Source organism: Agaribacillus sp. DX54 (assembly GCF_056858335.1).
The window spans coordinates 143633-158095 of sequence record NZ_JBXEQE010000013.1 but is presented as its reverse complement, the minus strand read 5'-3'; the positions used below and the strand labels follow the sequence as shown (position 1 = coordinate 158095).

Below are 14463 nucleotides of genomic sequence, written 5' to 3'. Positions count from 1 at the left end.
AGGTTGAACATTCACGGATTAAATACGTGGACCGTTGCGCCAACACTGTCACGTAGCAATAAGGCAAAAGCAACATCCCATGTACAGCGTGGGGTGTCTGGCGTTTTCATCGAACAAAACAGGCTGTTGTTCGATGATAAATTGCACCCAGAAGCTATTCGATTTAATCAGGTGGCAGTACTGAAAGTAAAGGTACCTGAAAATGCCGGCAGTCGCCCGGTATGTGTCATTATCGACGGCCAATCCGTACAAGGCCAGTTGTTTACCTATGAATATGCTTCCCCGGAATCGCCTTTAGCTGTATCTAGCAACAAAGATCCGGTAGACTGGAAGGGCAAAAAGGCAGCAATCACGCTAACCCATAGTAAAAATTGATCATTTTCAGTGCCAATCAACTCCGTTAACCGGAGTTATTTCAAGATGGGTCTACCCCGGCATTTGAGGGAAGCCGGGGTGCCCTGTCTTTCTCATTTAACTCCAATTGCCTTTTGCTTACGAGCCCTTCCTGTCCCTGTGTATCCTCCCTTTCCTCCTACCTGACTTTCAAGATTTATGCCACCATTTGTCTCGTAAAAAGACTTCCCACATCAAACCCCGATTGTTAGTTTTTAGTTATATTTGACCACCAAACAAAACTTTTAGCAATTGACAATTGACAGTTGACAATTGGGGTTGTTTAGATATGAGATTTTAGAACTTTTTGGTGGATTATTGTTTTAGATAGGGTTAAATAAATAGATTAGAATTAACAACACATTGTTTTTATCGTATTAAACAGAATTTAACTTGGTCAACTTTTATAACATACCTTTTTTCAAACATGCAAACTTAACAACTGCCAACTACCAATTGACAATTGTAAACTGTCAATTGTCAATTATCAATTGCCCACCGTCAATTTCAAAATACATTACTATCATTTTAATAGCCTTGTTAAGCGGTTGTCACACGCTGGCTCAGCCATCCAAACTTGAGGAGATCGAGACGTATTATAAAAATCAGGACACGCGGAACAAAAACGCGGATAGGCGCGGGTGTCTTCAACTTTATCCGGAAGATGGAAATGAGTCGTACGAGATTATTCTGATCCGGCATGGTGAACCCGATGTGAACAAAAAAGGCTGGAAAGGTAGAAAGCAGGCAGAGCAATTTGCCCTCGCGTATGATACGGTGGGGGTGCTTCCATTTGACAATAAGATACATTGCCTCAAAGGTGTAACTACAAAAAAAGTATACCACAGTTCCCTGCCTCGCTCGAGCCACACTGCGCAGCTTTTATTTGGCAACGATTTTGAGCTGATTGAAGACGCGCGATTCAGGGAGTTTGAAAGAAAAGTGATGAAATTTGTTAACCTGAAAATGCCCCTGATGTTTTGGCTGGGCACTTCCAGAATACTTTGGCTTATGGGTTTGAATAACAAGGATATTGAGACTTTCGACCAAGCGAAGTCCCGCGCTATGGAAAACGCGCTCTATTTAGCCGAAGCGGCAAAGAAAGATGGGCAGGCCATACTGGTGGCCCATGGGCTGCACAACAGATATGTTATGAAATACCTTCAACAAAATGGTTGGCAGCAGGTGAGAAAAGGGGGGAGTAAATATTTGGCAGTGAATATCCTGGCTAAGGAAAGACCCGCAGATGACAATGATGGACTATTGAAATGATGAGTGTTCGGATTCTGCACACCATTCCTGTCTCCTCAATATTTAATACCAAAAGCTGTCCTATCCTCATAATCAGGCTTCGGTGTAAGCTCATTAGGCCTATCCTCCAACATTTTCAGCACCTCCTCCACACCTCTTTCCAGTTGCGGATCCCGCCCATTGGCCAGTAATGCCGGATCATCCCAGACTTCAATGTCAGGCACTATTCCGTAACCTTCCGCAAACCATTCGCCCGAATTTCTATAAAGCCGGGCGTCAGGCACGGTTATGTAACCTCCATCGATCATCGTATGCCCGGTTGCCGGCCCAACCAGAATACCAACGGTCCTTTCACCGATAATCGGCCCTGCCTTTAACTCCTGGAAGGCCCATGGGAACGCATCCCCGCCAGAGCCACTCCAGCCATTGATGAGCATCACCTTTGGCCCGGCATTTCCGTTGAGTGGCCATTGGTGGTCTTTTGAATTTCTCCAATGCAGATTAAACAGGGTGGGTCTGTGCAGCATCTCCATAAACCTGTCCGATAACTGCCCGCCTGAATTAAACCGTTCGTCAATGACAAATCCTTTTTTATCGATTTGAGCAAAAAACTGGCGATACAACTCGGTTTGTCCCTCGATACCGGTGTTGGGCATATACATGTAACCCACCTGGCCATTCGACAAGCGTTCCACCGTTTTTCTGTTATTTTCAATCCATTCAAGGTGTCTCAACCTGCTTTCTTGCTGATAGGTTAGCGCTTTTATGACTACTTTCTGTGGCTTTTCCCCGTTGGGAGATTGGCTTATCGACAATTCTATGGTTTTGCCGGACAACCCTTCAAAAGCAGCATAAGGATCTTTTGACACATCCGGTTCTACCCCATTTACCGCGACAATGTAATCACCTGCTTTGGCCCTGATCCCAGGCTGGTCCAGCGGGGACCTGACTTCGCTGTCCCAGGGTGCGGGTTTCACAATCCTGCCAATTTGATACCTTCCGTTTTGCAGCGCCCAGTCAATGCCCAGGAAGCCGGTAGGACGGAATTCCGTACGTTCCATATCGCCACCACCGGCATAGGTATGTCCTGCACTTAATTCTGAAATCAGCTCCACCAGGATGTTATTTAAATCCCACCGGGTCAAGGCGTCATTCACCAATGCCCCATATCGGTGCTTCATAGCCGGCCAGTCCACGCCGTGCATGTTGGGGTCGTAAAACAGATCCCGGTACCGCCGCCAGGTGTCATTGAAAATCTGTGTCCATTCCTCCCGCGGGTCGACTGTCATTTCGAGTTCTGCTGTCCTTAACGGGGTTTCGATCTTTTGATCCGGAGCGACTTTAATCAGCCCGTATTTGCCACGTGCATTGACCATCATTGTTTTACGATCGCCTGACAGCTTATAGTTGTTGGCATGTTTGATGATCGTTTTTTCCTCTCTTTTTTCCAGATCATAATATTTAACAGGAGAGTCCTTGTCTTTGGCCCCTGTATTTGGATACTGATGAAAAATGAGTTTGCCTTTTACGGTACTTAATCCGCCATAATTTCCAGCTTCAGGGGGCAGCACTACAAGTCTGGATTCCATGCCGTTTATGGTTATTTTAAAGTCCTTCACCTTTTTGTCGCCAGCTTCTTTACCTTCCTTCTTGTCCTTTTTATCGTCCCCAGGTTTATCTTGCTCCTCTTTTTTATCTTCCAACTGGTCATTTTCGGCAGATAACGGCGATGCCACTTCTTCATTTAAAGGAATGGCCGCCAACCGGGTGGTATTGGCATAAATCCATGTAGCATCTAAGTTGCTGTATTGCGGAGAAAATGCCCTTTCAGTGCGTAAAAACAGGTATTTACCTTCCGTATCAAAGACAGGATCGTAATCATTGTAATAACCCGAGGTAACCTGATGGGATTGCTTGTTCCCGGTGTTGTAAAGGAATATGGCAAGCTGCTGGTTTTCCAACGCTTTGGAGTAGGCTATCCATTGGCTATCTCCTGACCAATCCACCTGAAACCCTCTTAAACCGCCTTGATTTCTCCACACGGTTTTATCAATTAAAGTAAGTTGCCTGCTGTTGATGTCAAGCATCCGGATTTCCTGTTTTTCATTGATAAAAACCAACTTTTTACTATCCGGTGACCAGAACAGGCGGTAACCGAAGCCACCGTTCAGGTTAGTAAGCTTTTGCACAGGTTGGTCGGCTTTGGCCGTGGTCAGGTAGATTTCATTTTCACCGCTTTGATCACTCCAGTAAGCGATGTACTTGCCGTCAGGCGACCAGGCCGGATGACGGTCCAGTGCGCCACTGCTCTTGGTCAGGTTGACGATGTAACCGTTTTCTGCCGGAACACTAAAGATTTCACCCCTGGCTTCGAAAACTATTCTCTTCGCATCATGAGCGGGATGGTAGTCCATGATTCTCTTTCCAACGTTGACGGTTTTAGGCAACAGGGATGCTAAATCACTGACGACATTGATTTTCACCTCACGATACTGATGGTCCCGGAGATTCAGCAAATACAGTTTTCCACCAGCCTCAAACACCGCTTCCGATGGCCCCAAAGAGAAATGGTTGATGTCAAATTCCTCAAAAAAAGTTACTTGTTTGTTGGATTTTGTATCGAGGTCATGGATCCAGACATTTCTTCGTTTTTGCTTTCCCTGATCGGAGATAAAGTAAATACTGTTACCGTGCCATTCCGGCTTACCATCCGTTGCGGGGTTCTGAGTGATGTTTTCAGCGGTTTTATTTTTCAGGTCAAAAACCAGGACATCGGATGCCAGCCCTCCGCGATATCGTTTAAATGGATAATTTTCGGTGATTCGCGTAACATACGCTAAGTGGTTACCGTCCGGGGCATATGACGCCAGTTCGCCGTAGGGAATTGGCAGCTTTTCTGCTATGCCACCCTGCCTGTTGATCTTATAAAACTGGCTGAATCGCTGCCTGCCACTTTCCCTCGCCGATGCGATGAGTAATGAATTGCCATCAGGATGCCAGTTTACCATCCTGTCCGGCCATGAATGGAAGGTGATCCTGTATGGAATTCCACCGGTGGCAGGGATGGTATAGACATCGGTATTACCATGATAATTCGCGCTGTAGGCAATGGTATTCCCATCAGGGGAAAACTTTGGACGGGACTCTTCCCCGGGCGTAGAAGTTATCCGGACAGCGGTTCCTCCGGTCTTTTCTACTGTCCAGATGTCACCCCCGTAAACAAAAGTGATATGCGTCTGTGAAACATCGGGAAACCGCAACAGCCTGGCGTCAATTTGTGCCTTGGATTCCAATACCGGGAGCAGCAGAATTATAAGGAAACTATATAAGGTTTTCATTTGATGATCTTTGGGGTTAGCTACCTGCTCCTACCTGGTTCTGTAAGGTTGGTGATCAGGTTTTACATATGGATTATTTCTTAGTTGCTCATTCATGTAATCAATGGCCCGTTGTAATTGCGTGTCAATTCCCTGTGCCAGCTTACCGGGATCTTCCGGCACTTCTATATCCGGGTCTACCCCGTGCCCCTCCTTAAACCACTCTCCATTGGGATCATACATGCTAAATGTAGGGACAGTAACTACACCGCCGTCAACCAGCCGGGGAGCACCGGAAATGCCAATAAGGCCACCCCAGGTCCTGGCGCCGATCAGTGGGCCGATGCCAAGTTTTCTGAAATAATCCGGGAAAGCATCCCCTCCTGAGCCGGCCCATCCGTTGATGAGCATTGCCTTGGGCCCAAAATGTCCGAAAGGAGGCCATGGCCAGTCCTGCCCGTCGCGCACGGCCCAATAGGCAAGGGGCTTGCGGTTGAGCATTTCCACAAACCGGTCAGGGATCTGCCCGCCATTGTTAAAACGTTCGTCAATAATCAGCCCTTCTTTTTCCAGTTGTCCCAAAAATTGCCTGATTAGCTCATTTTGACCATCCACACCGGTGCTGGGTACATATACATAACCAACCCTGCCATTAGTAGCTTCATCAACCACCTTTCTGTTTTGGTTGATCCATGCCAGATGCCTCAGGCGGGTTTCTGTCTTCAACGGCTTAACCACCACAGTCCTGGCGCCCTTTTTGACAGGAGTACTGTTCACGGTCAGGGCAACTGTTTTTTCTGCCAACCCCTCGAATGCTGCCGCCGGGTCCTTGTTAATATCCATAGTCACCCCGTTCACCGCGATCACATAGTCTCCGACTTTAACATCGACCCCCGGCAGGGCCAGGGGTGACCTTACCTCGGTATCCCACGGAGCGCCGTCTACGATGTGCTTAATCCGGTAATGACCCTTGTCAATTTCCCAGTCGACACCCAGATAGCCCACACTCCGGTTACTGGCTCGTTCGGTATCCCCGCCAAAACGGTAGGTATGTGAAGCATTTAACTCAGCGATCAGCTCTCCGAGGACATAGTTGACGTCCCAGCGTGTCACAGACTGATCAATGAGTGCCCCATACCTCGTACGCATATCCCCCCAGTCAACACCGTGCATGTTTTTGTCATAGAAATAATCCCGCTGGAACCGCCAGGTGTCGTTGAAAATCTGCTTCCATTCCTCTTCCGGATTCACGGTCACTTCCATATCCTGTATTGGTATTTTTTTATCTATCTTTTGTTTTTCCTTGACTTCAATGACGGCTAAATCTTTTTTCTGGCCCACCAGCATCTTTTTGCCGTTCGCTGAAAGCAAATAGAAATTGGCATTGTCGATAATGGTTTTTTCTTCCCGCTCTTTCAGGTCGAAGTACTTCACAGGCCGGTTTTTGTCTGTGGCACCTGAATTGGGAAGCTGATGGTAGATGACTTTGCCCTCGACCGCCTGCACATTGGTATAATTACCCGGCGAAGGGGGGAGGACGACAACACGATGCTCAAAGTTCGCCAGGGCGATTTCTACGGGTTTGCGCTCTTTTTCTTTTTCCTTTTTATCACCGTTTTTTTTCTTTTTACCATTTTTTTCCGAACCGTTATTCTCCTCTTCAGCTTTGTCTTCTTCCCTGGCTTCTACCTCATCATTTTCCGGTGCAATAGGCGAAGGCACATCTTTGCGCAGGGAAACAGCCGCGACATGCGTGGAATTGGGATAGATGAAGGTATTATCCATGCTGCTGTAAACAGGAGAAAAATTTCTGTTGGTTAAAAAATACAGGTATTTCCCATCAGGGCCAAAGGCAGGGGAGAAATCGCTGTAAAACCCATGGGTGGCCTGGTGGCGCACTTTGCTATTAAAATCGTACAGGAAAATGGCGCTGTGCCGGTTGGGTAGCCCCCTGGAGTACGCCATCCAGCGACTATCGGGAGACCAGGTGACCCGGAAGTTTTCAAGACTGCCGTGCATCATCCACAGGCCTTTGTCGATGTCAGTGGTGGAACCATCATCGAGGTTAAAAACCTTGATCTCCTGTGTTTGCTCTACAAATGCTATCTTTTTACTGTCCGGTGACCAATAGGGGGTATACCGGAACCCATCCCCATAGCTGGTCAGTTTTTTCTTCTGATCGTTTTCCCTGTCATAAAGATACAGCTCGTATTCACCTGACTCATCGCTCCAATAGGCAATCTTTTTGCCATCCGGAGACCACGACGGATATCTTTCCGCAGAGCTGCTTGAATTGGTCATGTTTTTTATGAACCCTTTTTCGGCAGGCACGGAAAAAAGATCTCCCCTGGCCTCCAGCGCCACGCGATTACCATCAGGGGAAATCCACGCGCTGTAAATGTAATTCGCAGCCTTTTCTGTCTGAGAAATCATGGATATGTTATCTGTAACTACATTGATTTTTAGCTCCTTATATTGGTTGTTCTCTAAATTCATTAAATAGAGTTTGCCCCCTGCTTCAAAAACCAGGTCGCTTGGCCCGATAGAAGGAAAATGAATATCAAACTTGGAAAACCTCGTCAGTTGTTTGGACGTGTTGCCGGCCAGGTCGTGTACCCAGATATTGTACCGCTTTGAAGGCCCCTGGTCGGATAAGTAGTAGATTTTATTCCCGTGCCACATCGGTGCCTCGTCGTTGGCTGTGTTAGTAGTAATATTTTTACTGGTGAGCTCTTTAAGATCGAATATCAGGATATCGGGCGCCGCGCCCCCCCTGTACCTTTTCCAGGTTCTGAATACCCTTGACCTGTCTGTAAAAGCCAGACGATTGCCATCGGGGGCGTAAGAAGCAAATTCGCCATACGCAAGCGGAAGCTTTTCAGCCATTCCACCTTTAACGGATACTGTATAAAACTGGCTGAAACGTTGTTTGCCGCTTTCCCTGGAGGAAGCAAACAATACCTTGTCCCCGTCAGGGTGCCAATCCAGCACGCGATCAGGCATACCATGATAGGTAAGCCGGGAAGGAACGCCGCCGGCTGCGGGAATCGTATATACATCTACATTTCCTCCATAGTTTCCTGAGAATGTAATCATGGATCCGTCAGGGGAAAATCTGGGAAATGACTCTGCGCCTTTCGGAGAGCTCAGACGGGAGGCGTTGCCGCCTTCTTTCGGAGCAACCCAGATATCACCTGCAAAAACAAAGCAAACCTGGGTCTGCGAAACATCAGGATGCCGGAACATCCTGGCATCGGTTTGTGAGAAGATCTCCAGTGACAAGAGCATTGCGAATAGGATTAGACTAGTTGTTTTCATCTGGTTAAAATGTTTGAGCCTAGTATTGGTTAGTCTCCTAAAAATAATAAAAGTGCTTGAAACTGTCGCTATTACCAAGATGTTTATTTAACAGACCGGATAAAGAATCTTTGCCCGGTACTATTCATAACCTTGAAAACCAGCTTGACAAAATCATACTGATATTCACATTTTTAAATACCGGGTAAAAAATCAGTACAAGAAAAGGATGCAGCCGTCTTTATGATGTAGCTCGATTATCAAAAACCCTGGTTATCTACATGGACTATTCAGTATTTACGGCAGAAGATTTTGCTTCAGACAACTCTTTTCAAAATTGGGTTTTTAAAAAAAAAGATGAAGATATTGAATTCTGGGAAGCCTGGGTGCTGAAAAACCCAGAGAAAAAAGAAGAGATTGCCGAGGCCGTATCGATATTAAATGGTTTCAGGATCTGTGAAGCGGAGGTTAGCAGAATGCGGGTAGACAAGTCATGGCAAAGACTTGAAAAAGCCCTTGAATTTGAAGAAAAAGAAAACCCTGTTCAGCTCCCTGGCCCACCGCAAAGGCCCTGGTATAAATATGCGGCAGCGGTGGTATTGTTAATCATAGCTGGCCTTATGTATCAACGCTTTTTTCACAATCGTGAGATAGTACACCGTACAAATTATGGTGAAACCGCCAGCATTACCCTTCCTGACAACTCGGTGGTGACACTCAACAGCAACTCCAGCCTGAGATATCTCACCCCCTGGGACGATAAAGTGGACCGGGAAGTTTGGTTGGATGGAGAAGCGTACTTTTCAGTAGTGAAGACCGGCAATCATCAAAAGTTTTATGTCAAAAGTGACGACGGGCCCCTGGTGGAAGTTTTGGGGACCGAGTTTAATGTGACAAAGCGAAAAAGCCGCACCAGGGTAGTGCTTAACACCGGAAAGATCAGATTAAACATCAATAATTCATCGCTCAAAGAAGCAATTGTCATGCTCCCCGGAGAACTGGTCGAGTTTAGAGATACCGCTGCAACCTATGTGAGAAAAAAGGTAAATACCGAGTTATACACCTCATGGAAATGTAAAAAGCTGATGTTTGAAGACACCAAGCTGGAAGAGGTGGTATTGCTGCTGGAGGAGATTTATGGCCTGAAAGTAGAAGTTTCGGAGCCTGCTTTGCTGGAAAAGAGCGTCTCCGGTTCTGCCCCGAGCAATAATATTAACCTGCTGATCAATGGTTTGTCCGAGTCATTCGGACTGTCTATCGTTCGCCAAAAGAAGCAGGTGAAGATTAGTGCTAAGTAACTATCAAAATAGTTGACAACATATTCATCACTTAAACCTCTAAGTTATGCAAAAACTTTTACAAATGTTGGGCATAATGGCTTTGTTATGCTTTCAGTATTTGTCTTGTTTCCCACAGTTTTTGGCTTCCTCTGAAAATGATCGGCAAACAATTACTAACCGGGAAGTTAACAAGACCAAATACTTGAAAGATGTATTACAGGAGATAGAAACAAGATACCGGGTTTCTATTATGTATAACAGTGAACTGGTGAAAAGTATCGAGGTATCCGGCGAAGATAAAAACTATGATTCGTTAGAAAGCGCTTTACGCGATCTGCTGGATTCCAGTGGGTTGACATTCAAAAAACTGGGGGAGAATTTTTATGTTATCCGGAGAGATGAGGATTATTTTAAAAAATTACCTCGAAAACTGAAGTCCAGATCATTGTTTGATGAAGGGCAGCACAGGGAGAATAGCATCCTGGAAAAACTGTGGGGAAACGGGAAAGGAAATCGGGTGAAAGGTGATCGGGATGCCATGGTAAGCGGGACAGTAATTGACAAGGAAAGCGGCAATCCCCTGCCAGGTGTTTCCGTGCTGATAAAGGGTACGTTGAGTGGAACGATAACGGACGACCAGGGGAATTATACCATTGATGTAGCACCTGGCACGACCTTGATATTTTCTTTTATCGGATATCTAAGCCAGGAGGTGGTAGTAGGGGCCGCCACGAAGATCGACATCAGCCTGGAGGTAAATGTTACGGCCCTGACTGAAATCGTGGTGATCGGATACGGCACACAACAGAGAAGGGACATAACAGGCTCAGTGGCCTCTGTATCGGCAAAGGATATCAAAGATATTCCTTTAACCAGTTTTGAAAATGCCATCCAGGGCCAGTTGGCAGGTGTGCAGGTCCAGGAACCCAGCGGTGAGCCCGGTGCAGGGTTTACAGTGAGGGTCAGGGGTTTGGGTTCTATCACTGCTGGCAATGAGCCGCTTTATGTGGTGGATGGCTTTCCTGTTTCCAAAAACGTGGATATCGGTGTCCAGGGTGACCTTGCCAGGCGAAGGGCTGCCTTCAGACCTCCGCCATCTAACCCTATGTCGACCCTCAACCCCAATGATATCGAGTCCATCGAAGTGCTGAAAGACGCTTCCGCAGCAGCTATTTATGGATCCAGGGGATCGAATGGGGTCATTCTTATCACAACCAAAAGAGGGAAAAAAGAAGACAGGGCGCCGACCGTAGGTTTTGATGCTTTTGTCGGCGTGCAGTCCGTTGCCAACAAAATCGATCTGATGAATGCAGTTGAGCTGAGATCGTATGTGCTTGATTCCAGAAATAATAATTATTTGCAAAATGTACCTGGCGCGGATATAAACGATTCCAACACCACACGGAATCAAAAGGCCTTGGATACCGGCCTGTCACCCCGTGCCGAATACCGGATTGCCGATGATTTCCTTCATCCTGACGGAACTGACACAGACTGGCAGGATTTGATTTTTAATACTGCTGTGCAACAAAGTTATAACCTTTCTGTATCCGGAGGTTCTGAAAAAGTCGGTTACTATGTGGCAGGCGGTTATTTCGATCAGGACGGTATCATTGAAGGGTCAGGGTTTGAAAGATACAGCTTCAGAGTCAATCTGGAGGCGGATATCTGGCCACGGCTGAAGGTAGGATTGAACTTAAATCCATCTTTTAACAATATCGACCGTCTCCCGGCCGGATCGCCCTACTTTGCCAGGCCGCCCGGGATCGTCTATTCAGCGCTGGTTCATTCCCCGACTGTGCGCCCCTATAATGACGATGGTACACCCAACCAGCGTGACAACCAGAGCTTTCTGCTGACTCCGGAAGGAACAGAGGCCGGTTTTTCTTCTGCCAGCAACCCTTTGGCCATCATCGATGCCGTTCAGGATGACTTAAACCAGTTCAGAACTTTTATCGAACAGCCGCTGACATGGAAGTGGCAGTCAACGCCGCCTACAGCGCGTTGCTACTCAACGGCACCTACAACGAAAGCTACTGGATTATGCAGGAAATGCGGTCAGACAATACAGACCAGGGCCCCGGTACCACGGGCCTTGCCCGGGAGCGGGCTGTTATTGAGGATTTTGATGAAATTTCCACCAGTGAGATCGTCACCAATGCCTATGTTGATTCCTACCTGTGTATCTCAAGGTGCAATATTGTGCTTGAACGCATAGAGCCCATCCCGATGGATCAGGCCTTAAAGGATCAGTTGAGAGGTGAGGTGTTGTTTCTCAGGTCACTTATGTACTATCATTTGGCAGTGTCGTTTGGCAATGTTCCTCTGATACTGACTGAAACCAGATCGGTAGAGGAAGGAAAAAGCCATGTACAGGTATCAGCCGATGTCATCTACAACCGGATTGCACAGGATCTGGCAGAAGCCGAATCGTTGCTGCCTGTGACCTATGATGCTTCCAATGTTGGAAAGGCCACCCGCGGTGCTGCCGCTACCCTGTTGTCAAAGGTATATCTTACCATAGGGGAAAATAGTGCCGCAGAAACCGTTTTAAGAAGAATAATCAGTGATTACGGTTACAGTCTGCTTCAGAATTATGCGGATCTGTTGGGCGTTGAGCATGAAAATAACAATGAGTCCATCTTCGAAGTTCAGTTTCAGGGAGGGGGCTTTGGAACAGGCAATTTGTTTACCAATCAATTTTCGCCGCTACCGGAACTTCCGATAAGTGTCGGTGATTTTCGTAACAGGCCCACACGTGATATGCTGGCGGCCTATGAGCCCAATGACAGCCGCCTGCTCACTTCTATGGATACCATTTATGTGGATGAGCAGGGCGTATTGCTCACCAGTTCTGCCAATGATGCCAGGTTTATTATCAAATACGGTACTGTCAACGCTTTTAATGAAGATGACGCCCCAAATAATTTCATAGTGCTCCGCTATGCAGACGTGCTCCTGATGCTTGCTGAAGCGATTGGTGAAAGTGATGAGGCCTATGACTTGATGAACCAAATACGAAACCGTGCCGGACTTGACCCTGTTGACGCCAACACTCCCGGAACTTTCGAAGAGAAGTTATTGCAGGAAAGACGGGTAGAACTGGCCTTCGAAAATCACCGTTGGGCCGATTTGAAGCGGTTCGGTGTGGCGATGCGCATCATGCAGGCGCAAGGAAAAGAGGCCAATCTGCTCTTTGCCATTCCACAAAGGGAAATTGACCTCAACCCGGAAACTTTTATCCAGAATCCGGGATATTGATACGGTGAGCGTCAAAATATCTGTTTTATTGCCAGCCTGTACGTGACGGTATGGGCTGGTTACGTTTAACCCCTTTTGCCATAAAAGCCCATTTATTAATTTTTTTCAATGGTGGTTAAATACCTCTAATACTTCATCGTAATGTCATTTTAGGCTGGGATCCGACGGGGCCCATTGATGACAAAGGGAAATTGGGTTTCACGGTCACTCAGGGATGAATGTATATTTGGGCATTATTTGATTAATTTACATGGATGAATGCCAAATCTGAAATAACTAAAGCAAGAAACCAGCATAAACCGGTGGCAAATATTGCCCCGGGCTTAACAACCAAAGCCACCATTGTCGTGGTGGGGGCAGGGGCCTTTGGGGGTTGGACCTCTTTATGGCTTTTGAGAAAAGGTTTCAAAGTCATAAATGTTGACTTATGGGGCCCTGGCAATGCCAGCTCCAGTTCTGGTGGTGAAACCAGGCTGTTGCGTTGTGTTTATGGCATTGGTAACCTATACACCCGCTTAGCAGCCCGCTCCCTGGAATTATGGCTTGAAAATGAAAAAAGTCTGGACAAACAATTGTTTTTCCCCAGTGGCGCCTTGTGGTTTATTAATGATTCGTATGACGGTGGCTTTGTGGAAGCGTCACTGCAAGCGCTCGATGCACTGAAACTGTCTTATGAAAGATTAACGCCAACCGAAGCCGGGAAGCGCTATCCGGCGCTGCATGTATCGGATCTAAGTGGCTTGGTATTGGAAAAAAAAGCGGGCTACTTATTGGCCAGAGAGGCTTGTATAAGTGTAACAAAAAGATTTATCGCGGAAGGGGGTACCTATGTGCAAAATGAGGCCTTGCCCGGGGTTATTAGCAACGGCCGGTTAAATAACCTTTTATTAAAAAATGAAAAACTGGTGGGCGACGCCTATGTTTTCGCCTGCGGTCCCTGGATGCCGGGAATTTTTCCCGAATTGCTTGGTAATAAAATAATCGTCAGTCGTCAGGAGGTTTTTTACTTTGGTATGCCATCCGGTCTTGTTTCCTCTTTCGAAGACCACCTGCCTCCCTGGCTTGACCTGGATCGTGAACATATGTATTATGGATTTCCGCAAACCCAAAATCGCGGTTTTAAGATTGCTGCTCATGGCAAGGGTAAAATCTTCGATCCAACCTGTGAAGACCGGATAGTGTCAGGTGATGAGCTTGAAAAAGCCCGTAATTACCTGGCTTTCCGTTTTCCCGTGCTGAAGCATGTCCCGCTGGTTGAATCCAGGGTTTGCCAATACAGCAATACGCCTGATGAGCATTTTATCATGGACCAGCATCCCGAAGCTGCCAACGTGTGGTTATTGGGAGGTGGCTCCGGCCATGGTTTCAAACACGGCCCGGCACTGGGTGAATTAGCCGCCGCTGCTATTGCCGGAGAATCGTCCGTTCCTGATGAATTCTCTCTTAAAAGGTTTGATCTTTACAACCAACAGCCCCCGGTTTAAGCCATTTGTCGACAAATTGTGCCGTCCAATAATCATCTGAATATGAACGAGTATGATCCCTATACGCTCCCGAAAAATATATCGATAGCACAATGTTAGTATGAGCATTGATGTACTATCCATAAAAGCCATTACAGAACACAAATCCTGAAAGTTATTGTCATATTGTAAGCATGTTAT

7 protein-coding genes and 1 pseudogene are annotated in these 14463 nt (G+C 46.7%); 6 read left to right on the top strand and 2 right to left on the bottom strand.

Annotated features, from left to right (window positions below):
* Positions 1-3 precede the first annotated feature (3 nt).
* Positions 4-375, top strand: a complete 372-nt coding sequence (locus tag AC04NP_RS15545; RefSeq protein WP_482860706.1) for a hypothetical protein — start codon at positions 4-6, stop codon at positions 373-375.
* Between the two features lie 495 nt (positions 376-870).
* Positions 871-1665: a histidine phosphatase family protein gene (locus AC04NP_RS15540; protein WP_482860705.1), complete on the top strand. Its 795-nt coding sequence runs from the start codon at positions 871-873 to the stop codon at positions 1663-1665.
* Between the two features lie 35 nt (positions 1666-1700).
* Here AC04NP_RS15540 and AC04NP_RS15535 read toward each other — a convergent pair whose 3' ends face one another.
* On the bottom strand, positions 1701-4982 hold the full coding sequence (locus tag AC04NP_RS15535) for a S41 family peptidase (RefSeq protein ID WP_482860704.1): 3282 nt from the start codon (positions 4980-4982) through the stop codon (positions 1701-1703).
* Between the two features lie 30 nt (positions 4983-5012).
* On the bottom strand, positions 5013-8279 hold the full coding sequence (locus AC04NP_RS15530; RefSeq protein ID WP_482860703.1) for a S41 family peptidase: 3267 nt from the start codon (positions 8277-8279) through the stop codon (positions 5013-5015).
* A 260-nt stretch (positions 8280-8539) separates the two neighbouring features.
* Here AC04NP_RS15530 and AC04NP_RS15525 point away from each other — a divergent pair, with 260 nt between their 5' ends.
* From AC04NP_RS15525 to AC04NP_RS15510, 4 genes and pseudogenes are all read left to right on the top strand, one after another.
* Positions 8540-9556, top strand: coding sequence for a FecR family protein (locus AC04NP_RS15525; RefSeq protein ID WP_482860702.1), 1017 nt, complete (start codon positions 8540-8542; stop codon positions 9554-9556).
* A 46-nt stretch (positions 9557-9602) separates the two neighbouring features.
* Positions 9603-11507: pseudogene (locus AC04NP_RS15520) on the top strand (SusC/RagA family TonB-linked outer membrane protein); the annotation flags it as partial.
* A gap of 2 nt (positions 11508-11509) precedes the next feature.
* Positions 11510-12799 carry a RagB/SusD family nutrient uptake outer membrane protein gene (locus AC04NP_RS15515; protein ID WP_482860701.1) on the top strand — a complete coding sequence of 430 codons (1290 nt, stop codon included), beginning with the start codon at positions 11510-11512 and terminating at the stop codon, positions 12797-12799.
* Positions 12800-13053: 254 nt separating this feature from the next.
* Positions 13054-14283 carry an FAD-dependent oxidoreductase gene (locus AC04NP_RS15510; protein ID WP_482860700.1) on the top strand — a complete coding sequence of 410 codons (1230 nt, stop codon included), beginning with the start codon at positions 13054-13056 and terminating at the stop codon, positions 14281-14283.
* Positions 14284-14463 lie beyond the last annotated feature (180 nt).